Source organism: Sphingobacteriales bacterium (genome assembly GCA_016719635.1).
Classification (GTDB): Bacteria; Bacteroidota; Bacteroidia; order Chitinophagales; family JADIYW01; genus JADJSS01.
This window is the reverse complement of sequence record JADJYT010000009.1, coordinates 139308-165157: the sequence shown is the minus strand read 5'-3', so window position 1 is coordinate 165157 and position 25850 is coordinate 139308. Positions and strand designations below refer to the sequence as shown.

Annotated in this window: 36 protein-coding genes; 9 read left to right on the top strand and 27 right to left on the bottom strand. The window is 41.7% G+C overall.

The window, feature by feature from the left end:
- From IPM95_13360 to IPM95_13250, 23 genes are all read right to left on the bottom strand, one after another.
- A partial coding sequence (locus tag IPM95_13360) for a 50S ribosomal protein L30 (GenBank protein ID MBK9330259.1) occupies positions 1-114 on the bottom strand: 114 nt, incomplete at its 3' end.
- Between the two features lie 5 nt (positions 115-119).
- Positions 120-641, bottom strand: coding sequence for a 30S ribosomal protein S5 (gene rpsE, locus IPM95_13355; GenBank protein ID MBK9330258.1), 522 nt, complete (start codon positions 639-641; stop codon positions 120-122).
- Positions 642-661: 20 nt separating this feature from the next.
- Positions 662-1003 carry a 50S ribosomal protein L18 gene (locus IPM95_13350; protein ID MBK9330257.1) on the bottom strand — a complete coding sequence of 114 codons (342 nt, stop codon included), beginning with the start codon at positions 1001-1003 and terminating at the stop codon, positions 662-664.
- A 47-nt stretch (positions 1004-1050) separates the two neighbouring features.
- Positions 1051-1608: a 50S ribosomal protein L6 gene (rplF, locus tag IPM95_13345; GenBank protein ID MBK9330256.1), complete on the bottom strand. Its 558-nt coding sequence runs from the start codon at positions 1606-1608 to the stop codon at positions 1051-1053.
- 10 nt (positions 1609-1618) lie between these two features.
- The gene (gene rpsH / locus IPM95_13340) at positions 1619-2017 is read right to left on the bottom strand and encodes a 30S ribosomal protein S8 (GenBank protein ID MBK9330255.1); all 399 of its coding nucleotides are present in this window, start codon (positions 2015-2017) and stop codon (positions 1619-1621) included.
- Positions 2018-2115: 98 nt separating this feature from the next.
- Entirely contained in the window at positions 2116-2385 is a 270-nt protein-coding gene (rpsN, locus tag IPM95_13335; protein ID MBK9330254.1) for a 30S ribosomal protein S14, read from the bottom strand.
- A gap of 3 nt (positions 2386-2388) precedes the next feature.
- Positions 2389-2931 carry a 50S ribosomal protein L5 gene (gene rplE / locus IPM95_13330; protein ID MBK9330253.1) on the bottom strand — a complete coding sequence of 181 codons (543 nt, stop codon included), beginning with the start codon at positions 2929-2931 and terminating at the stop codon, positions 2389-2391.
- A gap of 8 nt (positions 2932-2939) precedes the next feature.
- Complete coding sequence (rplX, locus tag IPM95_13325) at positions 2940-3278, bottom strand: 50S ribosomal protein L24 (protein ID MBK9330252.1); 339 nt, start codon at positions 3276-3278, stop codon at positions 2940-2942.
- Between the two features lies 1 nt (position 3279).
- Positions 3280-3648, bottom strand: coding sequence for a 50S ribosomal protein L14 (gene rplN, locus IPM95_13320; protein ID MBK9330251.1), 369 nt, complete (start codon positions 3646-3648; stop codon positions 3280-3282).
- Positions 3649-3650: 2 nt separating this feature from the next.
- Positions 3651-3923: a 30S ribosomal protein S17 gene (rpsQ, locus tag IPM95_13315; GenBank protein MBK9330250.1), complete on the bottom strand. Its 273-nt coding sequence runs from the start codon at positions 3921-3923 to the stop codon at positions 3651-3653.
- 11 nt (positions 3924-3934) lie between these two features.
- Complete coding sequence (rpmC, locus tag IPM95_13310) at positions 3935-4147, bottom strand: 50S ribosomal protein L29 (protein ID MBK9330249.1); 213 nt, start codon at positions 4145-4147, stop codon at positions 3935-3937.
- Positions 4148-4160: 13 nt separating this feature from the next.
- The gene (rplP, locus tag IPM95_13305; protein MBK9330248.1) at positions 4161-4583 is read right to left on the bottom strand and encodes a 50S ribosomal protein L16; all 423 of its coding nucleotides are present in this window, start codon (positions 4581-4583) and stop codon (positions 4161-4163) included.
- A 99-nt stretch (positions 4584-4682) separates the two neighbouring features.
- Positions 4683-5486, bottom strand: a complete 804-nt coding sequence (gene rpsC, locus IPM95_13300) for a 30S ribosomal protein S3 (GenBank protein ID MBK9330247.1) — start codon at positions 5484-5486, stop codon at positions 4683-4685.
- A 15-nt stretch (positions 5487-5501) separates the two neighbouring features.
- Entirely contained in the window at positions 5502-5939 is a 438-nt protein-coding gene (rplV, locus tag IPM95_13295) for a 50S ribosomal protein L22 (protein ID MBK9330246.1), read from the bottom strand.
- Between the two features lie 7 nt (positions 5940-5946).
- A complete protein-coding gene (gene rpsS / locus IPM95_13290; protein ID MBK9330245.1) occupies positions 5947-6213 on the bottom strand; it encodes a 30S ribosomal protein S19 in 267 nt (88 codons plus the stop codon).
- 12 nt (positions 6214-6225) lie between these two features.
- Positions 6226-7050, bottom strand: coding sequence for a 50S ribosomal protein L2 (gene rplB / locus IPM95_13285; protein MBK9330244.1), 825 nt, complete (start codon positions 7048-7050; stop codon positions 6226-6228).
- 20 nt (positions 7051-7070) lie between these two features.
- Positions 7071-7361, bottom strand: coding sequence for a 50S ribosomal protein L23 (gene rplW / locus IPM95_13280; GenBank protein MBK9330243.1), 291 nt, complete (start codon positions 7359-7361; stop codon positions 7071-7073).
- Between the two features lie 12 nt (positions 7362-7373).
- Positions 7374-7994: a 50S ribosomal protein L4 gene (gene rplD, locus IPM95_13275; protein ID MBK9330242.1), complete on the bottom strand. Its 621-nt coding sequence runs from the start codon at positions 7992-7994 to the stop codon at positions 7374-7376.
- Positions 7995-8031: 37 nt separating this feature from the next.
- Complete coding sequence (rplC, locus tag IPM95_13270) at positions 8032-8652, bottom strand: 50S ribosomal protein L3 (protein MBK9330241.1); 621 nt, start codon at positions 8650-8652, stop codon at positions 8032-8034.
- A 6-nt stretch (positions 8653-8658) separates the two neighbouring features.
- A complete protein-coding gene (rpsJ, locus tag IPM95_13265) occupies positions 8659-8964 on the bottom strand; it encodes a 30S ribosomal protein S10 (GenBank protein MBK9330240.1) in 306 nt (101 codons plus the stop codon).
- 15 nt (positions 8965-8979) lie between these two features.
- Entirely contained in the window at positions 8980-11085 is a 2106-nt protein-coding gene (gene fusA / locus IPM95_13260) for an elongation factor G (GenBank protein ID MBK9330239.1), read from the bottom strand.
- A gap of 46 nt (positions 11086-11131) precedes the next feature.
- Positions 11132-11599 (bottom strand): 30S ribosomal protein S7, encoded by a 468-nt coding sequence (gene rpsG, locus IPM95_13255; GenBank protein MBK9330238.1) that lies wholly within the window; start codon positions 11597-11599, stop codon positions 11132-11134.
- A gap of 27 nt (positions 11600-11626) precedes the next feature.
- Positions 11627-12040, bottom strand: a complete 414-nt coding sequence (locus IPM95_13250; protein ID MBK9330237.1) for a 30S ribosomal protein S12 — start codon at positions 12038-12040, stop codon at positions 11627-11629.
- Between the two features lie 691 nt (positions 12041-12731).
- Here IPM95_13250 and IPM95_13245 point away from each other — a divergent pair.
- From IPM95_13245 to IPM95_13230, 4 genes are all read left to right on the top strand, one after another.
- Complete coding sequence (locus IPM95_13245) at positions 12732-15203, top strand: carboxypeptidase-like regulatory domain-containing protein (GenBank protein ID MBK9330236.1); 2472 nt, start codon at positions 12732-12734, stop codon at positions 15201-15203.
- A 51-nt stretch (positions 15204-15254) separates the two neighbouring features.
- Entirely contained in the window at positions 15255-15911 is a 657-nt protein-coding gene (locus tag IPM95_13240) for a tetratricopeptide repeat protein (protein MBK9330235.1), read from the top strand.
- Positions 15912-16058: 147 nt separating this feature from the next.
- Positions 16059-17348 carry an aminopeptidase P N-terminal domain-containing protein gene (locus tag IPM95_13235; GenBank protein MBK9330234.1) on the top strand — a complete coding sequence of 430 codons (1290 nt, stop codon included), beginning with the start codon at positions 16059-16061 and terminating at the stop codon, positions 17346-17348.
- A 34-nt stretch (positions 17349-17382) separates the two neighbouring features.
- The gene (locus IPM95_13230; GenBank protein ID MBK9330233.1) at positions 17383-17766 is read left to right on the top strand and encodes a DUF1801 domain-containing protein; all 384 of its coding nucleotides are present in this window, start codon (positions 17383-17385) and stop codon (positions 17764-17766) included.
- Positions 17767-17768: 2 nt separating this feature from the next.
- Here IPM95_13230 and IPM95_13225 read toward each other — a convergent pair whose 3' ends face one another.
- Positions 17769-17987 (bottom strand): hypothetical protein, encoded by a 219-nt coding sequence (locus IPM95_13225; protein ID MBK9330232.1) that lies wholly within the window; start codon positions 17985-17987, stop codon positions 17769-17771.
- A gap of 123 nt (positions 17988-18110) precedes the next feature.
- Here IPM95_13225 and recO point away from each other — a divergent pair, with 123 nt between their 5' ends.
- Complete coding sequence (recO, locus tag IPM95_13220; GenBank protein MBK9330231.1) at positions 18111-18833, top strand: DNA repair protein RecO; 723 nt, start codon at positions 18111-18113, stop codon at positions 18831-18833.
- A gap of 2 nt (positions 18834-18835) precedes the next feature.
- Here the strand turns inward: recO and prfA are convergent, their stop codons facing one another.
- Positions 18836-19906, bottom strand: coding sequence for a peptide chain release factor 1 (prfA, locus tag IPM95_13215; GenBank protein ID MBK9330230.1), 1071 nt, complete (start codon positions 19904-19906; stop codon positions 18836-18838).
- Between the two features lie 118 nt (positions 19907-20024).
- Here prfA and IPM95_13210 point away from each other — a divergent pair, with 118 nt between their 5' ends.
- Positions 20025-20438: a signal peptidase I gene (locus tag IPM95_13210; protein MBK9330229.1), complete on the top strand. Its 414-nt coding sequence runs from the start codon at positions 20025-20027 to the stop codon at positions 20436-20438.
- Positions 20439-20510: 72 nt separating this feature from the next.
- Here IPM95_13210 and IPM95_13205 read toward each other — a convergent pair whose 3' ends face one another.
- The gene (locus IPM95_13205; GenBank protein ID MBK9330228.1) at positions 20511-21326 is read right to left on the bottom strand and encodes an SDR family oxidoreductase; all 816 of its coding nucleotides are present in this window, start codon (positions 21324-21326) and stop codon (positions 20511-20513) included.
- A gap of 157 nt (positions 21327-21483) precedes the next feature.
- On the opposite strand from IPM95_13205, the gene IPM95_13200 reads away from it, so the two are divergent.
- On the top strand, positions 21484-22077 hold the full coding sequence (locus IPM95_13200) for a YceI family protein (protein ID MBK9330227.1): 594 nt from the start codon (positions 21484-21486) through the stop codon (positions 22075-22077).
- A gap of 191 nt (positions 22078-22268) precedes the next feature.
- On the opposite strand, the gene IPM95_13195 is transcribed toward IPM95_13200, so the two are convergent.
- Positions 22269-24113, bottom strand: a complete 1845-nt coding sequence (locus IPM95_13195) for an ABC transporter ATP-binding protein (GenBank protein ID MBK9330226.1) — start codon at positions 24111-24113, stop codon at positions 22269-22271.
- Between the two features lie 35 nt (positions 24114-24148).
- Here IPM95_13195 and rbfA point away from each other — a divergent pair, with 35 nt between their 5' ends.
- Together rbfA and IPM95_13185 are read left to right on the top strand one after the other, a co-directional pair.
- Positions 24149-24544, top strand: coding sequence for a 30S ribosome-binding factor RbfA (gene rbfA, locus IPM95_13190; GenBank protein MBK9330225.1), 396 nt, complete (start codon positions 24149-24151; stop codon positions 24542-24544).
- Between the two features lie 34 nt (positions 24545-24578).
- Positions 24579-25814: an ABC transporter permease gene (locus IPM95_13185; GenBank protein ID MBK9330224.1), complete on the top strand. Its 1236-nt coding sequence runs from the start codon at positions 24579-24581 to the stop codon at positions 25812-25814.
- Positions 25815-25850: the final 36 nt, after the last annotated feature.

Below are 25850 nucleotides of genomic sequence, written 5' to 3'. Positions count from 1 at the left end.
CTCTTTCTCAACGCTTCTGTTTACCTTCTGAATACCTAATGCCTTGATGGTATCTTTTTGTCGTTGACTCCTGTCGATGGTACTCTTTACCTGCGTAATTTTTATCTTAGCCATAATTGTTAACCGTTAAATACTTTAGACAATTTTATCCCTCTGTCCTTTGATACGCGGAACGGATCTCTTAACAAGGTTAAAGCGTGAATGGTAGCTTTTACGACGTTGTGCGGGTTGGCAGAACCTAATGATTTCGCCAATACGTCATGTACGCCTGCGCTTTCCAATACGGCACGCATAGAACCTCCGGCGATTACTCCCGTACCGTGTGAGGCAGGTTTGATCAATACCTTAGCTCCATCGAACTCTGCCAACTGGTCATGAGGAATGGTTCCTTTTAAGATAGGCACTTTCACCAGGTTCTTCTTGGCGTCGTCGATACCTTTCTGAATAGCTTCCTGAACTTCGCGTGCTTTTCCCAAGCCGTGTCCAACTGTTCCGTTGCCATCTCCAACCACCACCAGCGCTGAAAAGCTGAATGTGCGGCCCCCTTTGGTCACTTTCGCCACCCGCTGGATGCCTACTACTTTTTCTTTCAACTCCAATTCTGCAGCTGCTCTGACTTTATTTTCTTTTACTTTTGACATATTCTTTTATCGTTATGCAATTAAAATTGTAAACCACTTTCTCTGGCAGCATCGGCCAATGCTTTCACCCTGCCGTGATATAAAAATCCATTCCTGTCAAAAACCACTGCAGAAATGTTGGCTGCTTTCGCTTTTTCAGCTATGGCGGTACCCACTGCTTTTGCCTGCTCTGTCTTAGTACCATTCACCTTAAGGGATGAAACGGATACCAATGTTTTACGTGTTACGTCATCAATTATCTGAGCGTAGATTTCACTGTTGCTTCGGAAAATGCATAATCTCGGACGATCTGCAGTCCCGCCCAGTTTACGGCGAATTCTGTATTTGATTTTTTCTCTTCTGGATAGTTTCGTTACTGCCATGACAATAATTTTATTTTAATTACTGGAGATACTCTCGTACCTGCCGATTATTTTTTACCTGCAGATTTACCCGCTTTTTTACGTAATATCTCTTCCGTATATTTAATACCTTTTCCTTTATACGGCTCCGGTTTCCTTAAACTTCTGATTTTTGCAGCTACCTGACCAATCAATTGTTTATCTGTGCTCTCCAGCAGAATGCGGGGAGGCTGCCCTTTTTCAGATACTGTCGTCACTTTAATCTCATCCGGCAATAAAACATACACAGGGTGAGAGTAACCGATGGATAATTCCAGCAGTTGTCCCTGGTTGCTGGCACGAAAACCAACACCCACGACATCCAATGTTTTTTTATAGCCATCACTTGCACCCACGACCATATTGTTTACAAGTGATCTGTACAACCCATGCAGTGCTTTATGACGTTTTTGTTCTGTCGGACGTTCAAAAGTGATTTTACCGTCTTCTACCTTAACGATAATATCTCTGTCTACTCTTTCAGACAAAGTTCCTTTTGGTCCTTTCACAGTGACTACGTTATTATCTGCAACGCTCACTTCCGTTTTTGACGGTATTGTTATTGGTAATTTTCCTACGCGTGACATGTCTGATTTTTTATGATACTATGCAAATAATTTCTCCACCTACTTTCAGGTTTTTAGCCTGTTTATCTGTCAGGATACCTCTTGACGTAGACAGGATAGCTATACCTAAACCGTTTTTAACTCTCGGAATACCTGCCACGTGAGCATATCTGCGCAAGCCGGGTTTGGAGATTCTGATCAATTCTCTGATGGCCGGTTCTTTGGTTTCAGGATTGTATTTCAAGGCAATCTTGATAATTCCCTGAGGACCGTCCTCTTCGAATTTGAATTTCAGGATATAACCGTTATCGTGTAAGATTTCAGTTAATTTTTTCTTCATGTTAGACGCAGGAATGTCAACGATGGTGTGACCAGCGAGTTGTGCATTTCTGATTCTAGTTAGGAAATCTGCTATTGGATCTGTAACCATTTTATTTTTTTTGTTTTAGATCGCTTAGATGTGAGACTTAAACTGGCTTCAATTCAGTTTCCCACCTTCACTGTTTTTTTTAAAATTATTTTTCTTTCTTACCAGCTTGCTTTGGTTAATCCCGGGATTTTTCCGTAGCTCGCCAAATCCCTGAATTGAATTCTGGATAAGCCGAAGAAGCCGATGTAACCACGGGGACGTCCGGTTAACTTGCATCTGTTTCTGTAACGAACGGGAGATGCATTTTTAGGAAGCTTGTCCAACGCAGCGTAGTCGCCTGCTTTTTTCAGTTGCTCACGCTTAGCTTTGTACTTGTTTATTAATTTCAAACGCTTCGCGTCGCGTGCTTTCATGGATTCTTTTGCCATATTCTATTTTTTCTTAAATGGTAAACCAATTTCTTTTAATAATGCATGTGCTTCATCATCCGTATTCGCTGATGTAACAAATGTGATGTCCATACCGCTGATACGGGATATTTTGTCGATATCGATTTCCGGGAAGATGATATGTTCCGTTATACCTAACGTATAATTTCCCCTTCCGTCAAACGATTTGTCGTTTATACCTTTGAAATCACGCACCTGTGGCAATGCCACCGCCATCAATCTTTCCAGAAACTCATACATTCTTTCGCCGCGTAATGTTACACGAACCCCGATTGGTAAGTCTTCTCTTAGTTTGAAGTTGGAGATAGCTTTCTTAGATTTGGTAGACACCGCTTTTTGTCCTGCGATCCTTGAGATCTCATCGACTGCGTTATCTATCAGTTTCTTGTCTCCAACGGCAGCGCCAACTCCCTGGTTGATTACTATCTTAACCAATTTAGGTACCTGCATTACTGATTTGTAATTGTACTTTGACATCAAAGCCGGTACAACTTCGCCAGTATATTTCTTCTTGAGTGTAGGAATGTAGCTCATTATTTAATTACCTCCCCTGTTGTTTTAGCGATTCTAACTGATTTTCCTTCTTCCACTTTTCTGCCTATGCGTGTAGCCTTTCCGCCTACAGACACCATAAGGTTAGAGATGTGGATGGGTGATTCTTTCTTTACGATACCACCCTGTTGATTCTGTGCATTTGGTTTGGTATGGCGGGATATGATCCGGATACCTTCCACCAATGCACGGTTTTCCTTAGGATATACTTCGAGTACCTTGCCGCTTTTACCGCGATATTCCCCGGCGATCACAACGACCGTATCTCCTTTTTTTATTTTTAATTTCGGCGCAAAACGCTTTTGTGCTTGTGTGCTCATGTTATAATACTTCTGGTGCTAATGAAATAATTTTCATAAAATCTTTATCTCTCAACTCTCTTGCAACCGGACCGAAGATACGGGTGCCTCGTGGCTCATCCTGATTGTTCAACAACACCACGGCGTTGTCGTCAAAACGAATGTACGTTCCGTCTTTGCGTTTGATTTCTTTTTTAGTTCTTACCACTACCGCTTTGGATACCTGTTTCTTTTTGACGTTTCCACCCGGCATTGCCTCTTTTACAGACACTACGATCTTGTCGCCTATAGATGCATATCTTGCTCTTGTGCCTTTCAGTACCCTGATGCAAAGTACTTCTTTGGCTCCGCTGTTGTCAGCTACTCTCAGTCTTGATTCTTGTTGTACCATTTTTATTTAGCCTTTTCAACGATTTCTAGTAATCTCCATCTCTTTGTTGCACTTAAAGGGCGTGTTTCCATAATTTTTACGGTATCGCCGATGTTGCATTCATTGTTTTCATCGTGTGCATGAAATTTCTTGGTTTTCTTCAAGAATTTACCATACTTGGGATGTTTCAGTTTACGGACAACAGATACGGTAATGGTTTTCTCCATTTTGTTGGAAGTAACCACCCCTACTCTTGTTTTCCTTAATTTTCTTTCCGTTGTTAACTCGGTTGTCATCTGCACTTTGTTTATGCTTGTTTAGATAATTGTCTTTTCTTCAATTCAGTCTGGATACGTGCAATGTGTCTTTTGGTTTCGCCCAAGACATTGGTGTTTTCCAATGGTGTGATAGCGTGGTTGAATCTCAATTTGGTCAGTTTCATTTTTGTTGCTGACAATTCGTTATTCAACTCTTCTGTCGTCCATCCTGCTATTTCGCTATATGCTATTGTAGTTGCCATAGTTGTATTTTAATTAGTTACCGTCGTAATCTCGTCTAACAATAAATTTGGTCAATACCGGTAATTTCTGAGCTGCCAGACTTAAAGACTCTTCTGCAATCTGTCTGGATACGCCTTCCACTTCGAACAGGATTCTTCCCGGTTTAACTACCGCCACCCAGTGGTCTAAGGAACCTTTACCTTTACCCATACGAACTTCAGCCGGTTTTTTCGTAATAGGTTTATCCGGAAATATATTAATCCAAACTTTACCTTCCCGTTTCATGTGTCTGGTCAGTGCAATACGAGCTGCCTCAATCTGACGGTCGGTCAACCATCCTTCGTCTAAGGATTTCAGACCGAATGAACCGAATGACAATTGCGAACCTTTGTACGCAATGCCTTTCATCTTCATTTTGTGTACTCTTCTAAATTTTACTCTCTTCGGTTGTAACATGACACCTTATTTTGATTTGAGATTTGAGATTTGAGATGTAAGATTTCTTAAATCCTTCTTTTATCTTCTATCTTTCTTCTGTTAATTAGTTAATTCAATCTATTTTTTTCTTGGCCCTCTGCTTTCTGTTTTTTCGCCTCTTGGCTTTGCTCCGCCTCCACGTTTGTCGCCACCACCTCTTCTGTCGTCACGTCTGTCGCCGCCTCTTCTGTCTTCTCTGCGATCGCTGCCTTTCTTGCTGCCTTCATCCATGCCGATGTTCGGTGACAGGTCACGCTTGGTGAATACTTCCCCTTTGCAAATCCATACTTTCACGCCGATCTTTCCGTAAATCGTTTCCGCTTCCTTCCAGGCATAATCGATATCTGCTCTGAATGTATGTAATGGCGTACGCCCTTCTTTGTACTCTTCACTCCTTGCCATCTCAGCACCGCCCAAACGACCGGAACATTTGATTTTAATACCTTCCACGCCTAAACGCATAGCTGATGCAATCGCCATTTTCACGGCACGACGGAAGTTAACACGCGCTTCCAGTTGCTTGCAAACGGTTTCACCCACGATAGCTGCATCAATCTCCGGTCTTCTGATTTCAACGATATTGATCTGAACATCTTTTTTCGTCAGTTTCTTGATCTCTTCCTTGATTCTGTCCACCTCGTTTCCGCCCTTTCCGATGATGATACCCGGGCGGGAAGTGTTGATGGAAATGGTAATTCTGTTTAATGTTCTTTCGATCACGATTTTAGAAATACCGCCTTTCTGGATACGAGCGTTCAGGTATTTACGAATCTTTTGATCTTCAATCAATTTATCGCTAAAATCTTTTCCGCCATACCAATTAGAGTCCCATCCTCTGATGATGCCTAATCTGTTTACTATCGGGTTAGCCTTTTGTCCCATTAATTTCTTTTTATTTTAGTTTTCGTTAGATGAATCTTCTGTTACCGTTTCTGCGTTTGCCATAGTACGGCTTGCCAGTTGTAAGGTGATATGGTTAGAACGTTTACGAATCCTGTAAGCTCTTCCCTGAGGAGCCGGTTGAAAACGTTTCAGCATTCTTCCGCTGTCGATGGTAACTTCCTTTATGAATAATTCGCTGTCTTCTGCTTTAGTCTCAAACTTCTGTTCCCAGTTGGCAATTGCCGAACGCACCAGTTTTTCCAGTGTTTTAGATGCGTGTTTGGTAGAGAACGTCAATATATTCAAAGCATCGAACACATCCTTATTTCTGATGACATCCGCCAATAATCTCATTTTGCGCGGAGACGTCGGAACTCCTGTAGCTCTGGCATCGCAAACTGATTTTTTTGCTTCTTTTCTTGCTTCTGCAACTAATCTTTTTCTAGCTCCCATGGTTTACTTATTTTCTGTTACCTGAATGTCCTTTAAATTGTCTGGTTGGAGAAAACTCACCCAGCTTATGTCCCACCATGTTTTCCGTAATGTACACCGGGATAAATTTATTGCCATTGTGTACTGCAAATGTATGCCCTACAAACTCAGGCGTAATCAGAGAGGCTCTTGACCATGTTTTGATTACCGTTTTTTTACTTGCAGCATTCATAGCATCTACCTTTGCCTGCAGATGGTACGCTATGTAAGGACCTTTTTTTAAACTTCTAGCCATTCTCTTAACCTGTTATTTTGATTTTTTTGAGATAATGTATTTATTAGACGCTTTGTTTTTGCTCCTGGTTTTCAGGCCTTTAGCAATCTTTCCGCTTCTTGAACGTGGGTGACCGCCGGATGCCCTGCCTTCACCACCACCCATCGGGTGATCCACAGGGTTCATCGCTACCGGACGTGTACGAGGTCTTCTGCCTTTCCATCTGGAAGCGCCCGCTTTACCGCTCACTCCTAAATTATGATCCGAGTTGGAAACGGTACCGATAGTTGCCAGGCAAGTACCCAACACCATACGGGATTCACCGGATGGCAATTTGATGGCCACGTATTTTCCGTCTTTACCTGTCAGCTGAGCGTATGTACCCGCACTTCTGCAGATAGATGCACCTTTGCCCGGTTGCAATTCGATATTATGTATTACAGAACCCAATGGCATATTTGCAATCGGTAATGTATTACCCACTTCCGGCGGAACGCTTTGTCCGGAGACTATTTCCTGACCCACTTTCAATCCTTCCGGAGAGATGATATACTTTTTCTCGCCGTCTTTGTACACCACCAAGGCGATGAATGCAGAACGGTTCGGATCGTACTCAATCGTTTTGACAGTAGCCGGGATATCAAATTTATTTCTTTTGAAATCAATAATACGGTATTGTCTCTTATGGCCGCCGCCGATATAACGCATCGTCATTTCACCTTTCTGGTTACGGCCACCTGATCTTTTTATCGGTGCTATCAATGATTTTTCCGGAGTACTGGTAGTTACCTCAGCAAAAGAGTTTGTTACTCTGTATCTCAAACTGGGCGTGACCGGATTGTATTTTTTAGTTGACATCGTTTAAACTTTCTTTAGAATTAAATCTCGTTATAGAAATCAATTGTTTCACCTTTCGCTACCTTGACGATTGCTTTTTTGTAGCTGCCTTTTCTTCCGGAGATTACGCGTGTTTTCGTATTACGGTTTTTAGGCTTTGAAGCCATCACCAGTGTATTTACTTCTTCCACATTAACGCCGTACATTTTCTCTACCGCCTTTTTTATCTCTACTTTGTTTGCCTTTTTTTCCACCAGGAAAGTATACTTGCCTGCTTTTTCAGAGAGTGCAGATGCTTTTTCGGTGATTAAAGGTTTTTTCAGAACTTCCATTCTATTTATTATTTAAGAATTTGCAATTGCTTCAATTGATTTTTCACTGATCAGGATGGTATTGTTATTCATGATATCATAGGTATTCAAGTGTTCCGCCACCGCAATGCCTGCACCCTGAATATTTCTGCCGGATAAATAAATGTTGTCAATTAATTCCGGCAATACCAATAGTGATTTCTTGTTTTCCAAGCCAAAAGCCTGTAAGAATCTGATGTATTCTTTCGTTTTTGGTGTTTCAAAGGAAAAATCTTCCACCACCTTAATCGCATTATCAGCCGCCTTGACAGACAATGCAGAATTCTTAGCCAGTGATTTTACTTTCTTGTTCAGTTTAAAATCGTAGTTACGCGGACGTGGTCCGAAGATTCTCGCTCCACCTTTAAACAATGGGTTCTTGATACTTCCTTTTCTGGAACCACCGGTACCTTTCTGTTTGTGTAATTTTCGGGTGGAGCCGGATAATTCAGATTTCTCCAATGTCTTATGCGTACCGCTTCTTCTTCCTGCCAGGTACTGCTTCACGGCCAAGTAGATAACGTGCTCATTAGGTTCGATACCGAAGATATCTTCAGGCAGCTCGATTGTTCTTCCTGTGGCTTGTCCATTAATATTATATACTTCTGCTTTCATTTCCTATTTTTTTTATCCGATGGATGGATTGAATATCTTACTTTTTTTTCTCGATGATTACGTAAGATCCATTATGTCCCGGAATAGCACCTTTAACGATGATTAAATTCTCTTCCGGGAGCGTTTTAATGATTTTAATGCTTAATTCCTTTACCTGGTCACTGCCCATGCGTCCACCCATCTTCATTCCTTTCATAACACGTGCCGGTGTCGAACAGGCACCCAATGAACCCGGCGCACGCAGACGATTGTGCTGACCGTGTGTCTGGCCACCCACACCACCAAATCCGTGACGTTTTACAACACCCTGAAATCCTTTTCCCTTGGAAGTACCGGTAATCGCCACTTTTTCTCCTTCAGCCAGGATTTCTGATGTTACCACATCTCCGACATTCAGATTATCCATACCCCTGAACTCCACTAATTTTGCTTTAGGGGCAGCGCCGGATTTCTCGAAATGTTTTTTCATTGGTTTCGTGGTGTTTTTTTCTTTCTTATCACCATAACCTAATTGTACCGCATCGTAACCGTCTTTATCTTTCGATTTTTTCTGCGTTACCACGCAAGGACCAGCCTGAATAACCGTGCATGGAATTATCGCACCGCCTTCGCCGAAAATACTGGTCATACCTACTTTTGTTCCTATTATTCCTGCCATGACTTATTACACTTTAATTTCTACATCCACACCACTTGGTAATTCTAATTTCATTAATGCATCTACAGTTTTTGGTGTTGCACTGTAAATATCCAATAATCTCTTGTACGTACACAATTTGAACTGCTCTCTCGCCACCTTATTTACGTGTGGTGATTTCAACACCGTAAATATTTTCTTGTTGGTAGGCAATGGAATTGGACCGGTTACCACTGCTCCGGCACTGCGCACCGTTTTTACGATTTTTTCAGCAGACTTGTCCACCAGATTGTGATCGTACGATTTTAATTTTATTCTAATTTTCTGTGCCATGATATATACTATCTATTAATCAGCTTTTACTTTAGATTTTGCTTTTGCCACCACCTGCTCTGTAATGTTGTTCGGTGCCTGGGCATAATGAGAAAACTCCATGATGGAGGTTGCTCTACCGGATGTGATGGTTCTCAGATCGGTCACATAACCAAACATTTCGGACAATGGAACTTTTGCCTTGATTACGTTGGCATTGTTTTTCATTTCCATACCTTCCATCATACCACGACGACGGTTTAGGTCACCTACCACATCACCCGTGTTTTCTTCCGGAGTGATTACTTCCAGTTTCATGATAGGTTCCAGCAAGATAGGATTCGCTTTTCTGCATGCTTCGCGGAAAGCGAATTTCGCGGCCTGCTCAAAAGAGAATGAATCCGAGTCCACCTGGTGGAAAGACCCATCATATAAACGTACTTTCAGACTTGGCACTTCATAACCCGCCAAAACACCCGTTTTCATCGCCTCCTTAAATCCTTTTTCTACAGAAGGGATAAACTCACGTGGGATTGAACCACCAAAGATATCATTCACGAATTCCAAACCTTCTTTTCCTTCTTCGCCCGGTCCTATTTCTATCTGAATATCTGCGAATTTTCCACGACCGCCAGACTGTTTTGCATATTTTTCTCTATGGTCAATCGTCTGTGTAATCGTTTCTTTATAATTTACCTGAGGAGCTCCCTGGTTACATTCCACTTTGAACTCACGCAACAAACGGTCAACGATGATTTCGAGGTGTAACTCACCCATACCGCTGATAACGGTTTGCGCCGTATCTTCATCGTATTTCACCTTGAATGTAGGATCCTCTTCAGCCAGCTTGCCCAATGCCATACCTAATTTGTCGGCATCTTTTTGTGTTTTAGGCTCGATTGCCAAACCAATAACCGGATCAGGGAATTTCATAGACTCCAGCACGATAGGATTTCCTTCAGCACAAAGGGTATCCCCTGTCCTGATATCTTTAAAACCTACCACAGCACCGATATCCCCAGCTCCCAATCTTTCAATAGGATTCTGTTTATTGGCATGCATTTGGAAAATACGGGAAATACGTTCCTTATTTCCACTTCTGGTATTCAATACGTATGAACCAGCCTCCAATACACCTGAATAAGCACGTGTAAACGCCAGACGACCAACATAAGGGTCTGTTGCAATTTTAAATGCCAAACCTGTAAAAGGCTCGTCGTAGCTAGGTTTACGAACGATTTCCGCGCCTGTATCAGGATGTGTGCCCACAATATTAGGTCTGTCTAACGGACTTGGCATCAATTCCATTACTAAATCCAGCATGGTTTGAACGCCTTTATCTTTGAAAGATGAACCGCACAGCATCGGGACAATTTTCATATCCAGGCAAGCTGCACGAAGTGCATCCAAGATTTCTCTTTCAGTGATGGAAGTTGGATCTTCGAAGAATTTTTCCATCAGTTTATCATCATATTCAGATACCGCTTCCAATAGTTTCTCTCTCCACATGGTAGCCTCCTCCACCATATCGGCAGGGATTTCCACTACATTGTATGTCATACCTCTGTCATGTTCATTCCAGATGATACCTCTGAAGTTGATTAAATCCACCACACCCTTAAATGTATCTTCTGCACCGATTGGCAATTGCAATGGAACTGCATTTGAACCCAACATCTTTTTCACCTGCTCCACCACCATCAGGAAGTCTGCACCTGCTCTGTCCATTTTATTGACGAAACCGATACGGGCTACATTATAGTTATTTGCCAAGCGCCAGTTCGTTTCTGACTGAGGCTCTACACCATCCACTGCAGAAAACAGGAAAACCAGTCCGTCCAATACACGCAGCGAGCGGTTTACTTCAACCGTGAAGTCAACGTGTCCGGGAGTATCTATGATATTTACGTGATAATCATTACTTCTGTACTTCCAGCCGACCGTAGTTGCTGCAGAAGTAATGGTGATTCCACGTTCAGCTTCCTGAACCATCCAGTCCATTGTAGAAGCACCATCGTGTACCTCTCCAATCTTGTGGTTAACACCGGCATAGTACAAAATACGTTCAGTCGTAGTTGTTTTGCCAGCATCAATGTGAGCTGCAATACCAATATTCCTTGTAAATTTTAAATCGCGTGCCATTTTTTTCCTATTTAGATGCTTTATGCACCTTACAATTTTATTTTTATTATACTTTAAAGTGTGAGAATGCCTTGTTGGCTTCTGCCATTTTATGCGTATCCTCTTTTCTTTTCACTGCCGCTCCTTCTCCTTTTGCTGCTGCGATTAACTCTGCTGCCAGCTTATCACCCATTGATTTACCGTTTCTTTTACGGGAAAACTGAATCAGCCAGCGGATAGTCATAAATAATTTTCTGTCTTCGCGGATCGGAGTAGGAATCTGGAAAGTCGCACCACCGATTCTTCGGCTTTTCACTTCTACAGCCGGCATAGCATTGTCCATAGCCTTTTTCCAGATTTCATATCCTTCTTCATTGGTAGATTTCTTGATACGCTCCATCGCTTCGTAAAAAGCGGTATATGCAGTACTTTTTTTACCGCCAATCATCAGGTTGTTGACAAAACGCGTAATCAACGGATCTCCATAAACCGGATCCGGTGCTAAATATCGTTTTTTTGCTTTTTGCTTTCTCATCTATATACTATCTTCTAAATTATAGAATTATTTTTTTCCTTTTCCTTTTGCCGGAGCAGCAGCAGCACCTGCTTTTCCTTTCTTGGTTCCGTATTTGGAACGGCTTTTCTGGCGGTTGTTTACGCCCGCCGTATCCAATGCACCGCGTACAATGTGGTAACGTACGCCCGGTAAATCTTTTACCCTTCCGCCACGAATCATGACGATAGAGTGCTCCTGAAGGTTGTGGCCTTCACCCGGAATGTATGCAATCACCTCAAATTTGTTGGTCAAACGTACTTTCGCAACCTTACGCAAAGCTGAATTCGGCTTCTTAGGCGTTGTGGTATACACACGGGTACAAACCCCTCTGCGTTGAGGACATGCATCCAAAGCCCTTGATTTAGAGGCATACTGAAGCTGCTCTCTTCCTTTTCTTACTAGTTGTTGAATTGTAGGCATTCGTTACTTTCGTTACTTTTTTTAAAAATTTGGGACTGCGAAGGTAGGGAAAAGGGGTAAGAATACCAAATAAACGACGTAAAAGAAGTTATTTTTTTGTAGTCTTACCTTCCCTGCGAAGGCAGTAACTACAAGAAGAATGCATCCAGCGAATGGAATTTTCCTCCTGAAGTGGGCGCAAAGATACAAACTAATTCCCAATTGTGGAAAATTATTGCATATTAATTTGGGGTTAAGAATATATTGGGGAAGCCATTTAAGAGGGAGAATCCGAAGAGAGCAACAAAGAATAAAGAGTAAAATATTGATTATCAATAATAATTTAAATTCACCGCATCATATTTCGAGACTCCTGTCTGTATGAATTAATGGAATCTCTGACCGGATGGTATAGACTGCTTTTTTAATATATGGCCTTAGAACTTTAAAACGAATAACCCTTCGAAAGGTTCCACATTCGCTTTAAAGCTGATTTGTTTAAAGGCTGATCCGCTTAGGTCATTATCGGATAATCGAAAGCGTGATTCGGATATGTAAAAAGCCAAGAAGAAAATTCTGTAAAAACCCAACCGTTCTGCAGATTATACCTATTAGTGATGATCCTAATTGTTTATTATGAATACTTTAAGATAAATGTCAAAATCATTAAACTGAGAAATAAATAGTACTTTTGTTCGTTATTATTCTTCTCGTGCGAAAAACCATCCTATCCATATTCTTCCTAATAGTTTCCTGTTATGCATTCGGGCAGTTTGAACTGAGAGGGATTGTTATTGATGCAAAGTCGAAAGAACCTATGCCTTACGTAAATTACAGCGTAGGCTCCAGCATGGGTGGCACCACCGATGACAGCGGACGGTTTTCTTTCATGGTCAATGCCAAAACCGACTCCGTTATCTTTTCCTATTTGGGCTATAAAAACGAATCCTTAAAGAAACGGTTCTTTAAAAAAGATTCGATTGTAGTAAAAATGCATCTGGAAAGCTTTATGCTGGAAGAATTTACAGTAAAGGCCAAGCGCAACAGGATACCAAAAGATACGGTAGCTATCCGTATTTTCAGGAATGTGGTGCGGCACAAGGATGAGAACAAGCCGAAATCATACGATACGTACAGTTATGAAGAATATCTAAAAACAGTCGCGTCTTTATATAATATCAGCAGTAAGATCACCACCAAGAAAATTTTCAAACCATTCCGTTTCATATTAGAAAACCAGGACAGCACTTCTGATGGGACGAAGTTTGTGCCGCTGATATTAAAGGAAACACTGACAGACCATTATTTCAACAAAGACCCCAAAAAGAACAAGAACGTACTGAAAGCCACCAAAATATCCGGAATTGAACAATTACGGTTTTCTGAATTGCTGGATGTGATTTTTGATGATATAGAAATATATGGCAACCAGGCACAGCTTAACGGCAAAACCTTTTTACTGCCGTTTGCTGATGGCGGATTGGCATTATACAATTATTACCTGATAGACAGCACCAAAGGCGCCGATAGTGTCTGGCTTTACAATTTAGCCTTTGTTCCCAAAAGCAAATCTGATTTATTGTTTAACGGAAAGGCTACCATTCGGGATTCTTCGTTTGCCATCCAAAAAATTGAATTGGGAATCGACAAACGGTCCAATGTCAACTTTATCAATGATTTTCATCTTAAACAAGGCTTTGAGAATACCGGTAAAGGTTGGTTTAAGAATGAAGAGGAACGCAGTACGGACGTTGGAATCACCAAACGTAAGAAAGCCAAGACCGTCCGGATAGCCCGTTATCTGCACCGTAAAAACATTATTGTTGACGAACCTATAGCAGACAGCATATTAGGACAACCGGATGCGTTTACCATGAAGGACCATCGAAAAAAGACCGATTCTTTCTGGGTAGCCCAACGTCACGATTCACTCAGTCAGCCGGAGGCGAAAGTCTATTTTCTGATTGACTCTCTGAAAAGCACCAAATTCTATAAAGTCATTTCAAGGGTTGGAAGTTTTTTTGTAAGCGGGTATTACAAGACCAAAACGCTTGACTACGGGAGCCTCTACCAATTCGTCAGTTTAAATGAGCTTGAAAAAGTCCGAATCAGAGTCAATATTAAAAACAACTGGCGGCTGAACAAATGGGTAAACTTTAAAGTTTACGGCGCTTACGGAATCAAAGACAAACGCTTTAAATACGGTGTGGAATTTGCTTACTTTCTGCCGGATAAGAAGAGCATCAATCACACGATAGGAGCATCCTTCAAGGATGATTATCAGCGTCTGTCCGTTAACGGAACCAATATGGATTTTGACTACATCTACACCTCTGCATTGAGAACAAGAGCCATATCAGATTTAGTCTATCTGAAAGATGCAAAATTATATTATTACAGAGAATGGAGGCCAGATATCTCGACCAATCTCTCCCTTAACCTTAAAATGTACCAGACACTTCCCGGAAGTGTCGAATTCGTCAAAACAAGTGAATGGGGTATAAAAGATACTATCCGAACATTTAAAATCTTTGCACCGAATATCAACTTTACCGCCACTCCGGGGGCAAAATTCCTTCAAACTGAACGTCAGAAATTATTCCTGAAGGGTAACCTTCCCCGTATCTATCTTGACTTTTCGTTCAGTTTCAAAAAATTAGGCAGCGATTTCAATTATCAGAAAATCGACCTCTTAATTGAAGAGCGGTTACCTTCTCCCATCGGATACACCAAAATACAGCTGAACGCCAGCAAAATATTTGGGATGGCTCCTTACCCTCTTCTGACCATACATCCCGGAGGTAACAAGGCCTTTCTGTTAGATGCAAAGAGATTCCAAAACATGGACGACCTGGAGTATGTAGCCGACCAGTCGCTGACCCTCTTTATTGAACATCATTTCGATGGATTTTTCTTTAATAAAATTCCAGGATGGAGAAAACTGGGATTACGGGAAATATTTACCACTAAAATGGCGCTGAGTTCTTATAATAAGAAAGCAGGCACGTTCAGCGACCTGCCGGCAGGTGTAACGGGATTAAACGGTTTTTATGCAGAGATGGGTTTTGGTATTGAAAATATCCTGAAACTGGTACGTGTCGACTTTAGCTGGAGGCTTACTCAGCTTGACAAACCCGGAATTACCAAATTCCGATGGACGCTGAGCTTCTACCCGAGATTTTAGTGTTTGCATCTTGACACTAAATAAACTATTTTTGCATCTCAATTTTATATTATGGATTTCGGGAAATTATATGTCAAGTATCGATTTTATGCTGCCTTTGTTGTTTTAGTCATTGGAATATTACTGCATATTTTTGTCCATAAAGGATGGCAATGGTCTATAATGCTGTATATCGCTTCTATCAGTGTCATCTTATTTGATATTTTTATCGGTCCTATGCGCTATCTGCAAAAGAAGGTGGAGGCCGGTGACATAGAAGGCGCAAAAGAAGCCATGTCGTGGATTAAATTCCCCAATTTATTAATCAAACCGGTTCGACAGGGATATTACATGCTGCAGTCAAATTTTGATATGGCGAATCAGAATCTGGATGCTGCCGAGGCCAATATCCGAAAGAGCCTTGCCAACAAAAGCGATATGCTTGGCACCTCACAGGAAGGTGTCTCCTACCTCCAACTGGGTGGAATTGCTTTGCAAAAGGGAGATAATAAGGAAGCTTTGAAGAATCTTAAGATTGCAATCCAGAAAGGCGTTCCTGATGATGATAATCTGGCAACTGCTTACATACAAATCTGCTCCATCTATGCTCAGCGCAGGGAGATAAAGGTAGCTAAAGAATACCTGCGCAGGGCCAATGCGCTGAAGGTGAAGAATGAGGAAGTTAAAAAACATCTGAAAGAACTGAATAAACAATTGGCAAGGGCATAGTTACTGAACCTGTTCCTCATTTATTTGCAGAGCAGATTTCCCGCGTCAGCTATTCTGACTCATCTGTCATTTTGATGACAAAATATTTTACCTTTGTCCGTAAGAATTGTGCCATACAGCACACTTATTTTAAACAAATCTAAACAGATGAAGTATTTACCGATTGACGCTCAACTGTTCATTGACAACAGAAAAAAGCTGACTGCAGAACTGCCGTCAAATTCCATGGCCATCTTATTGGCAAGCGATGAAATGCCGCGCAGTGCCGACCAGTCCTATGTTTTTCGTCAGAATCCGGATTTATTCTGGCTCTCGGGCATCGACCAGGAAAAGACTATCCTGATTCTGTATCCTGATTGTCCGAACCCGATATATCGGGAGGTTTTATTTTTGCGAAAAACCAATGAATACATTGCCGTATGGGAAGGACACAAATATACGATGGAGGAAGCGAAGGAGGCTTCCGGTATCCGGCAAATATTTTGGGAAGAAAGTTTTGAGTCTGCACTCAAGGGATTGATGGCGCATTGCGATAAGGTGTATATCAACATTAATGAAAATGACCGTGCGGACAACCCGGTACCCTATAAGGACATCCGTTTTGCCAATGACTTAAAATACAGTTACCCGGCACATGAAATCAAGCGTTTGGGGCCTATCATGTCTAAGCTGCGCAGTATCAAGCATCCTATAGAGGTAGAACTCATCCGGAAAGCCTGCGAAATTACCCGTGACGCTTTCACCCGGGTATTGAAATTCATGAAACCGGGAGTCATGGAATATGAAGTGGAAGCCGAAATCATCCATGAATTTATCCGCCAGCGAGCCAACGGACATGCCTACACGCCCATCATTGCCAGCGGTTACAACGCCTGTGTGCTGCATTATATTGAAAACAACCGGCCTTGCAACGACGGCGAACTGGTACTGATGGATTTTGGTTCAGAATATGCCAATTATGCTTCTGACCTGACCCGCACCATTCCAGTAAACGGCAGATTTACCAAACGACAAAAAGAAATCTACAATGCCGTGCTGAATGTAATGAATGAGGCAAAAACCATGCTGAAACCCGGCGTTGTCTTAGCGGATTACAACAAGGAAGTAGGTAAAATCATGGAAAGCGAACTTATCGGACTGGGCTTACTGAATAAAGCGGAGGTATCGAAACAAGACCCTGAGAATCCATTGTTCAAAAAATATTTCATGCATGGCACATCCCATTTTTTGGGAATTGACGTACATGATATCGGTGACCGGTATGCCCCTATGCAGGTGGGAAATGTATTCACCTGTGAGCCTGGTATTTACATACCGGAAGAGAAGATCGGTATCCGCCTCGAAAATGATATCCTGATTACCGAGAATGGGATATTGGATTTAATGCACGATATTCCCGTTGAGGCGGATGAAATTGAGGATCTGATGAATTCTTAAACCTGCATCAACTGCTAATTAATGCTCAGAGTCTATGAAAGCGGACGAATTAAAAGAAATTTTTGACCAACTGAAACCTTTATTGAAGAACTATGAGAAAGGCTCTATATCAGCACGTATGGATTTTGAATCACGGTATGAGTTGTGGAGCGAAAAAGAACTGGAGGCTTTCGGTAAGAAACGAAATGAAATGGCTTTTGCCGCCCTGATTATCCAAAGCAGCTATGTCGGATTTTATTTCATGCCAGTTTACTCGGAACCGGAGAAACTGAAAAAAGTTATACATCCCGATTTATTGAGAATTTTGAAAGGGAAATCGTGTTTTCATGTCAAAAGAACAGATAAGAATCTACTCCGCCATATAAGTGAAGCGTTGGCAGAAGGATACAGCCTTTACAGGGAAAAGGGTTGGGTTTAAGTTTATCTTATGGTACACACCTGATCAGCTCCGTTTCTGTTGTTCTGTTCCTGATAAGAGTCACAAACACTTGTTGCTCCTAATTTACCTAAGGATTTTATAGGTGTAACATCCACTATGATACCCAATCTGGTTTTGCATTCGCAATAATAAGTGGTACAGGATGTCGTTCCCATCAATACAAACAGAAAAAAGACGATATATAATCTTAATTTTTTCATCTACTTAAAATTATCTGTTATAAAGGTAGATATATTTAATCATAATTAACACCTATTTTTGATAAAAAATGAATAGGGACATGGTGCATTAGTGTCTTAATCAGGAAATAAACAGTTCAAAGAATGCTCGATAAAACACAGGGAATCGTACTCAAAACCACCAAATATTCCGAGACGAGTATCATTGCAAAACTATTCACTAAAAAATACGGCCTGTTAAGCTTCATCATTCAGGGTATTCGCAGTTCTAGAAACAAACAGAAGGGCAATCTGATTCAGCCCCTGAATATCTTAAATCTCGAAATCTTCCTGAAAGAACAACGCAATCTCCATCGCATCAAAGAATACTCCGTCAACTACATTTACAAAGAGCTCCATCAGGATTTCAACAAACAAAGCATAGCCGTTTTTTGCATTGAATTGGTTTCAAAATGCATCAAAGAACAGGAAGTGAATGAACGGCTCTATGATTATCTGACGTTTTTTCTTACAGAGCTGGACAAGCAAACTACCCTGGTAGAGAACAAACCCTTGTTTTTTCTGCTGGAAACGGCCAGTATTTTAGGATTTGAACCTTCCCTGCACAACATACTGAACGGTGCCTATTTTAACCTGGAAAGCGGCCGATTTGAGGATACGTTCGCTTCGGCACAGCAATCGCTGAGCATTCAGGAAACCGCCATGCTCAAAAAGATGATGGCTGTCTATTATGAAAAGAATGAGCTGAAACTGACAAACGCCGAACGCAAGGTATTACTGGGAAAATTACTGTTGTATTTTCGCTGGCACATAGCCGATTTTACGGATTTGAAATCACCGGTAATCCTAAGCGAAATTTTGGGTTGATTTTATAAGCCGCCCACTTTCAGCTTCTCGGCATTCTCTTCGAAGTTAAGTTTATCGATGATATCCTGCAGGTCGCCATTCATGATTTCTCCTAAGTTATACAGCGTCAGGTTGATCCTGTGGTCGGTCACACGGCCCTGCGGATAGTTGTACGTTCTTATTTTTGCGCTTCTGTCACCGGTGGAAACAAGCGTTTTTCGTTGTTTGGCTATCGCCTCATTGTGTTCATTCAATGCCTTTTCATACAAACGGGTACGCAATACCTTTAAGGCACTCTCATAATTTTTATGCTGTGAACGACCATCCTGACACTCTGCAATGATTCCGGTAGGTATATGCGTCAGACGAACGGCAGATTCCGTTTTATTAACGTGCTGACCACCGGCGCCACTGGCACGGTACACGTCTTTTTTGATGTCCCCCATATTTAGGTCGATATCCACCTCATCCGCTTCGGGCAAAACCGCTACTGAAGCGGCAGATGTGTGCACCCTCCCCTGTGATTCGGTTTCAGGAACCCGCTGTACGCGGTGTACGCCCGATTCATATTTCAATACTCCATAGACACCTTCTCCTGTCACTTCCACCACTACCTCTTTATATCCACCGGCGGTTCCGGCATTCTCATTCATTATCTCCGTCGTCCAGCCTCTGTTTTCGCAATATTTCAGATACATGCGCAGCAAGTCTCCGGCAAAAATACTTGCTTCATCGCCTCCTGTTCCGGCGCGGATTTCCAGTATGGCATTCTTGTCATCTTCTGGATCTTTCGGAATGAGCAGAAAACGGATTTCATCTTCGAGTTTAGGCAACAGTTCCTGCTGCTCTTCCAGTTCTGCCTTAGCCATCTCTCTCATCTCTGCTTCTTTCTCTTCGTTCAGCACCTGTTTGTTGAAGTCGATATTGGAAAGCAGGTTTTTATACTTTTCGTAAACTTCTGCAATGGGTTCCAGATCCTTGTACTCCTTAGACGTTTTCTTGAATTTTTGCATATCTCCCACCACACCGGGGTCACTCAGCTGAGTCTCCAGATCCTTGTAGCGGAAATAAATCAATTCTAGTTTGTCTAACATACACTATACATTGTCCCTGTAAACGGGAAGCAAAAATAAGATTTTAAGCCAATAATAGTACATGCACATCATTGACTGTATAAGAAGTTTTCATTATCTTGTCTTAAAATCAGAAACTATGGATACACAGCCTGCGGCCTCATTCGGGGCACTCTTTGCCGGATTAGGCATTCTCATTTTCATTTTCTTCGCATTTATCGTCTTTTTTATTTTCTGTTCCTGGAAATTATATCAGAAAGCAGGAAAGCAGGGATGGGAATGCATCGTTCCGATTTATAACATCATCGTCTTTCTCGACATTGTCAAACGGCCAAGATGGTGGATCATATTATACCTGATACCCTTTGTGAGCCTGGTGGCCGCCATCATCAATTGCTTTGATTTGGCAAAAGCCTTTGGAAAAGATACTGCTTTTGGGTTTGGGTTGCTTTTGCTCTCTCCGGTTTTTTATCCGATTCTGGCACTTGGCGACTCCAGATATGTTCTTCAGGAGGAAAACATCCTGCTAAATGAAATCCAGGAATTCAAATAAAAATGTATCAATTGTAGTTCAAAGAGTAAGGATGTCTGTACACAAAACACACAGATTGCCAGATAACATTATTTATTTGCCTGTAACCTGTGTCACCACCTTTTTTAACACCTTCGTATAATTTTCAGGCATACTTCGAACGATACTGTCGGCCAAATAGGTTTCAGCTCCGATGAGTATCCGCTCGTTTTTTTTCTCCACCCCTTTCAATATCACTCTGGCGGCTTCTTCCGGTGAGGTGCGTTCCAATGCTTTCTGGAATTTTTTTTCTAAGTCGGGATTTCGCTCATAATGAATGGCGTCTCTGTAGATATTGGTATTGATCCCTCCTGGATGTACGCTGTGCACCCTGACATTCGTATCCGAAAGCTCCATCCTCAGCGCTTCGGAAAATCCCCGCACTGCAAATTTGGTCGTACAGTAAGGCACCTGATCCGCAACGCCAATGATACCAAACAAACTGGATATATTGATAATGGCGGCTTCCGGCCTTGTGAGCAGTACATCAATAAACGCTTTGGTGTGATTGATAACCCCCCAGAGATTAACATCTATGATCTTGTGAAAGTCTTCCATCCTAACATCTTTCAGGGCAATCTTTCCTAACGCGAAACCTGCATTATTAAAGAGTAAATCTATATGGAAATGTTTTTTAAGGACCTTTCTGGCAAAATCATAAATGGCATTTTCATCCGATACATCCACAACGTAAGTGTCACAAGCAGCTCCGTACGTGTTGATTTTCTTTTCTGTTTCCGCCAGGGTTTCTGCATTTTTATCTGACAATATGAGTTGTGCGCCTTTCTTAGCCAACTCTACGGATAATGCCTGTCCGATACCGGATCCTGCACCGGTCACAACGGCAATTTTATTTTTAAAATCTTTCATCTTTCTGTTTAATTTGCGCTCAAGGTATTGATTTGCATCAATTAATGCACTAAACACATGTAAAAAACATACTTGTATATACATTTTTTGTAATTTTAACGTTCTAACTAAACAAAAGGGTCCGATATTTGTATATACAAGTAACAAAACAACGAACATGACAAAAAAATTATCCATTTCGGCTTTTTTAGTTCTCGCTATTTGCTTCCTTACCAATGTAAAGGCAGAATCCGTTAATTTAAATACTGAAAAAAGTTCGATACAATGGACAGGTAAAAAGGTGTTGGGTCAACACAACGGAAAAGTTAAAATTCAATCGGGAACTTTATCCATCAACAATGGTGTTCTATCTGGTGGAGAGTTTACCATAGACATGACATCGATTACTTGTGAAGATTTAGCGGATGGAGATTATAATAAGAAATTAATCGGTCATTTAAACAGTGCGGACTTTTTCAATGTGAAAGAGTTTCCTGCTGCGAATCTGAAAATATCAAAAGTATTAAAGGCAACTAAAGTGCCGAATACTTATACCCTAACCGGCGATTTAACCATCAAAGGTATAACAAACAGCATCACTTTCCCTGCTACATTTAAGACTGCGGGAAAAGGATTTGAAGGAAATGCAACATTCACAATCGACAGGACATTGTGGGACGTTCGGTATGGTTCATCTAATTTCTTTGAGGGATTAGGCGACAAAGCCATCCGAAATGAGATTGAATTTAAAGTGAATCTTGCATCTAATTAATTTCGAACTCTATTGATTGCCGAGAGGCAATTGGGTTTTTCATAGTTTTATGGTTTTTGTGGCTTGTCCGATCTCCTAGGTCGGACAAGTCATTTTTTAGAGATCTGGTTTCCTTGGCGATTCTACTCAACCACCAAACCATAGCCTAAATCCTTAATAAAGGAATAATCCGGATCCGGCTGATTATCGTATTACAATTGCTGTAAATCCACCAACTTTTTATATTCTCCGTTCTGCAGCAACAATTGCTGATGGGTGCCGGTTTCTATAATCTGGCCTTCCCTCAGCACAATGATCTCATCGGCAAATTGAACGGTAGAGAGCCTGTGTGCAATAATAATGGCCGTTTTGTCTTTCAATAGATTCTGCAGCGCATCCTGCACCAGTTTCTCCGCATTGCTGTCCAGGTGAGAGGTAGCTTCATCCAAAATTAATATGGGTGCATTTTTCAGGATAGCACGGGCAATGGTCAGCCGCTGCTGTTCACCGCCGCTCAATTTGATGCCATTATCTCCAATATTTGTCTCGTAGGACTGTGGCATCTTCTGAATAAAATCATCTGCATAAGCCTGCCTGGCGGCCATCTCTATCTCCTGCCTGTCTGACTTCTTGCCTAAGGCAATATTATTTGCAACGGTATCATTGAACAAAGTGGTCTGCTGTGTCACCAGTGCCATCAGTTTCCTCAAATCAACCTGACGGATGTCTCTAATATCTTTACCATCCAGCAATATGGCTCCGCTGCTGACATCAAAGAATCGAAGCAAGAACTGGGTAAAGGTAGATTTACCTGAACCGGAAACGCCCACTAATGCGATTTTCTTACCTTTGGGAATGACAAGGTTTATCTGTTTTAATACGTCGGTTTCATCATACGAAAAACAGACGTTTTTCAATTCTATCTTTTCTGTAAATTGTGCTGTTTCTATTGTACCTTCTGCATCTTTCACCTTATTTTCTTCGTTTAAGACCTCTTCAATCCGCCTTAAAGATGCCAATCCTTTCTGAATGAAATAAAAAGCATTGGAGAACGCCTTTGCCGGCTGAATCATCTGAGAGAAAATCACTATAAATGCGATAAACGCCTCTGCACTCAGCGGTGAGGTATGGTGAATGATCATCCTGCCGCCGACAAAAAGTACGACAACGACAACGGATATGCCTAAGAACTCGGACAGCGGCGTAGATAAATCACGTTTTCGAATCATGGCTGTTCCAATCTGATAATGTTGCGCATTTAATGATTTGAAACGTTTAGACAAGGTTTTTTCTGCGGTAAATGATTTGATGATTCTGATGCCGGAGATGGTTTCCTCCACCAGAGAGTTGATTGTCCCCTGCAATTGCTGTGATTTGGACGATGCCTGTTTTAATGTCTTTCCGATTCTACCAATGATATAACCAGAAACAGGCAAGATCACCAATACAAATAAGGTCAGCTGCGGACTCAGCAGCAGCATGGTAATGAACGTTGCGATGATGGTAACCGGTTCCTTGAAAGCCACTTCCAGAAAATGCAGGATGCCATATTCCACCTCCTGCACATCGTTCGTCAGGCGAGTCAGGATATCCCCTTTTCTTTGCTCAGAAAAGTACAAAACATGCAGGGCTAAAATCTTATCGTACAACCGCTGGCGGATATTGCCCGCAATGCCCGTTCGCATGGGTGCCAGGAAATGTACCGCCAGATAGCGGAAGATATTCTTCACCAGAAAAACCAATACCGTAAAAAGACAGATGAACAGCAATGCATCGGACTTTCCCGCTTCAATGGTCGGGCTGCTTTGGATGGAATCAATCACGTTGTTGTTAAAAGTAACCGCAATGTATTCTTTGAGATTAACCAGACTGAACGGTATCTCTTTCACATCGCTAGCCACCATCTTATCCGAATTGAAAACCAGATTCAGAAAAGGGATGAGCATCAGAAAGGAAAAAATGGAAAATACGGTGGAAAGGAAATTGAAGACAATATTCATCAGCACGTTCCATTTGTATGGACGGCAATACTTCAGCAGGCTGCGCAAATCTTTCATTGGATATGGCAAAGATATTATTTACTTTTGTTTTTATGGAATCTATCAGACAACGGCAAGTAGCCAAAATCATACAAGTGGCCATCAGTGACATCCTGCAGCAGGACCTATCACACCTTTTGGAAGGTGCCATGGTCACCGTATCAGGCGTTCGGGTGACGCCGGATTTATATACCGCCAGAATCTATACCAGCATCTACAACCATAAGAAGCCGGATATGGTTATTGATAATTTCGACAAAAACAACAAACTCATCCGCGGGTTATTGGGTAAAAAAATCAGAAATAAAGTACGTTCCATTCCACAACTGGAGTTTTTCAGAGATGATACACTGACAGAAGTGCAAAACCTGGAGCGTATCTTTAAAGAAATCAAGGAAAAAGACGCGGAAATTGAGAAATTGAGAAACGAAGAGAACAATGAGTCATAATACCGGATGACCGGTTTCATCTAGGCTTCCATCCATGAACCTCGAACTCAACATAGCAGGAAGGTATTTATTCAGTAAAAAATCTACCAATGCCATCAATATCATCTCGCTGGTAAGCGGTTTGGCTATGTTGTTTGGCACACTCGCCCTGATTTTAGTTTTATCTGTATTCAACGGGTTGGAAGACCTGGTAAAATCCCTGTACACGGTCTTTTATCCGGACATAGTCATCACGACCAGGGAAGGAAAGACGTTTGACATTACAAATGAGCTGCGGCAAAAGGTTGGATCCATCCATTACATCGATGTCTTTAGCTTTACACTGGAAGAAAATGCCTTGTTGGAATATACCGAACGTCAGCATATCTGTACCGTAAAAGGCGTTGATGCCAATTATTTCAATGTCGTAAAGCAATTTGACACCTTTATGGTGGGAGGAAAAAAATTATTGAAGAGCGACAGTATCAACTATGCCGTTGTGGGTGTTGGCGTGGAACAGAAACTGGGATTGAATGCCGCCCAGGCCTTTCATCCCGTTGCGATTTACATGCCGAGAAAATCCTCCTCTTCTTTCAGATCCATGGAGAATGCCTTCAATAAAAGTTATGTGACCACCTCCGGGGCATTTGCCGTTTCGGATGAATTTGACACCAAATATGCTTTTGTTCCTTTGGATTTCTTTCAACAGCTGACCGATAATTATCAAAGAGCCTCAAAAGTTGAAATCCGCCTGAAGGACGCAAAAAACACGGAAACAGCCATCGGGTTCATCAAGAATAAGATCGGCAGCGACTTTCTTGTAAAGAGCCGGTATGAACAAAATGAAGTGTTGTATAAAATCTTGAAAAGCGAGAAATGGGTCACCTTTGCCATCCTGGTTTTCATTATGATCATAGCCTCCTTTAATATCATCGGTGCGCTTTCGATGCTGGTGCTGGAAAAGAAAAAGGACATCGCCACACTAACGGCATTAGGTATCCATAAAAACAACATCGTAAAGATTTTTTTACTGGAAGGCATCTTAATGTCCTGTGCAGGCGCATTTATCGGCATGTTGCTGGCATTTATTCTTTGCACCCTGCAGCAGAAAGTCGGACTGGTTGCCATGCCGGGCACTTCCTTCCTGGTGAACTACTACCCGGTAAAGATGCAACTCTCGGACTTTGCCGCCGTATCAGCCGTTGTGGTCTGTATCAGCCTGGTTTCTGCGTATCTCCCTGCAAAGAAAGCGGCCGCTTCCGCAGAAAAAGAATATTTAAGTTATCTGTAAAAAGACGATGTGTGCTGCACAATTAATTGTAAGTTT

Coding starts and splice junctions, on each gene's coding strand:
- IPM95_13210 (MBK9330229.1), top strand. CDS start 20,025: ATGGATACACAGCCTGCGGCCTCATTCGGGGCACTCTTTGCCGGATTA.
- IPM95_13200 (MBK9330227.1), top strand. CDS start 21,484: ATGACAAAAAAATTATCCATTTCGGCTTTTTTAGTTCTCGCTATTTGC.
- IPM95_13195 (MBK9330226.1), bottom strand. CDS start 24,113: ATGAAAGATTTGCGCAGCCTGCTGAAGTATTGCCGTCCATACAAATGG.
- rpsC (MBK9330247.1), bottom strand. CDS start 5,486: ATGGGACAAAAGGCTAACCCGATAGTAAACAGATTAGGCATCATCAGA.
- rplF (MBK9330256.1), bottom strand. CDS start 1,608: ATGTCACGCGTAGGAAAATTACCAATAACAATACCGTCAAAAACGGAA.
- rplP (MBK9330248.1), bottom strand. CDS start 4,583: ATGTTACAACCGAAGAGAGTAAAATTTAGAAGAGTACACAAAATGAAG.
- rpsG (MBK9330238.1), bottom strand. CDS start 11,599: ATGAGAAAGCAAAAAGCAAAAAAACGATATTTAGCACCGGATCCGGTT.
- rpsQ (MBK9330250.1), bottom strand. CDS start 3,923: ATGACAACCGAGTTAACAACGGAAAGAAAATTAAGGAAAACAAGAGTA.
- IPM95_13185 (MBK9330224.1), top strand. CDS start 24,579: ATGAACCTCGAACTCAACATAGCAGGAAGGTATTTATTCAGTAAAAAA.
- rpsS (MBK9330245.1), bottom strand. CDS start 6,213: ATGGCTAGAAGTTTAAAAAAAGGTCCTTACATAGCGTACCATCTGCAG.
- rbfA (MBK9330225.1), top strand. CDS start 24,149: ATGGAATCTATCAGACAACGGCAAGTAGCCAAAATCATACAAGTGGCC.
- IPM95_13250 (MBK9330237.1), bottom strand. CDS start 12,040: ATGCCTACAATTCAACAACTAGTAAGAAAAGGAAGAGAGCAGCTTCAG.
- rpmC (MBK9330249.1), bottom strand. CDS start 4,147: ATGGCAACTACAATAGCATATAGCGAAATAGCAGGATGGACGACAGAA.
- rpsJ (MBK9330240.1), bottom strand. CDS start 8,964: ATGGCACAGAAAATTAGAATAAAATTAAAATCGTACGATCACAATCTG.
- rpsH (MBK9330255.1), bottom strand. CDS start 2,017: ATGGTTACAGATCCAATAGCAGATTTCCTAACTAGAATCAGAAATGCA.
- IPM95_13235 (MBK9330234.1), top strand. CDS start 16,059: ATGAAGTATTTACCGATTGACGCTCAACTGTTCATTGACAACAGAAAA.
- IPM95_13205 (MBK9330228.1), bottom strand. CDS start 21,326: ATGAAAGATTTTAAAAATAAAATTGCCGTTGTGACCGGTGCAGGATCC.
- rplV (MBK9330246.1), bottom strand. CDS start 5,939: ATGGGAGCTAGAAAAAGATTAGTTGCAGAAGCAAGAAAAGAAGCAAAA.
- rplX (MBK9330252.1), bottom strand. CDS start 3,278: ATGAGCACACAAGCACAAAAGCGTTTTGCGCCGAAATTAAAAATAAAA.
- rpsN (MBK9330254.1), bottom strand. CDS start 2,385: ATGGCAAAAGAATCCATGAAAGCACGCGACGCGAAGCGTTTGAAATTA.
- fusA (MBK9330239.1), bottom strand. CDS start 11,085: ATGGCACGCGATTTAAAATTTACAAGGAATATTGGTATTGCAGCTCAC.
- IPM95_13350 (MBK9330257.1), bottom strand. CDS start 1,003: ATGGCAGTAACGAAACTATCCAGAAGAGAAAAAATCAAATACAGAATT.
- rplD (MBK9330242.1), bottom strand. CDS start 7,994: ATGAAAGCAGAAGTATATAATATTAATGGACAAGCCACAGGAAGAACA.
- recO (MBK9330231.1), top strand. CDS start 18,111: ATGCTCGATAAAACACAGGGAATCGTACTCAAAACCACCAAATATTCC.
- IPM95_13230 (MBK9330233.1), top strand. CDS start 17,383: ATGAAAGCGGACGAATTAAAAGAAATTTTTGACCAACTGAAACCTTTA.
- rplC (MBK9330241.1), bottom strand. CDS start 8,652: ATGGCAGGAATAATAGGAACAAAAGTAGGTATGACCAGTATTTTCGGC.
- prfA (MBK9330230.1), bottom strand. CDS start 19,906: ATGTTAGACAAACTAGAATTGATTTATTTCCGCTACAAGGATCTGGAG.
- rplN (MBK9330251.1), bottom strand. CDS start 3,648: ATGGTACAACAAGAATCAAGACTGAGAGTAGCTGACAACAGCGGAGCC.
- rplB (MBK9330244.1), bottom strand. CDS start 7,050: ATGTCAACTAAAAAATACAATCCGGTCACGCCCAGTTTGAGATACAGA.
- rpsE (MBK9330258.1), bottom strand. CDS start 641: ATGTCAAAAGTAAAAGAAAATAAAGTCAGAGCAGCTGCAGAATTGGAG.
- rplW (MBK9330243.1), bottom strand. CDS start 7,361: ATGGAAGTTCTGAAAAAACCTTTAATCACCGAAAAAGCATCTGCACTC.
- IPM95_13225 (MBK9330232.1), bottom strand. CDS start 17,987: ATGAAAAAATTAAGATTATATATCGTCTTTTTTCTGTTTGTATTGATG.
- IPM95_13240 (MBK9330235.1), top strand. CDS start 15,255: ATGGATTTCGGGAAATTATATGTCAAGTATCGATTTTATGCTGCCTTT.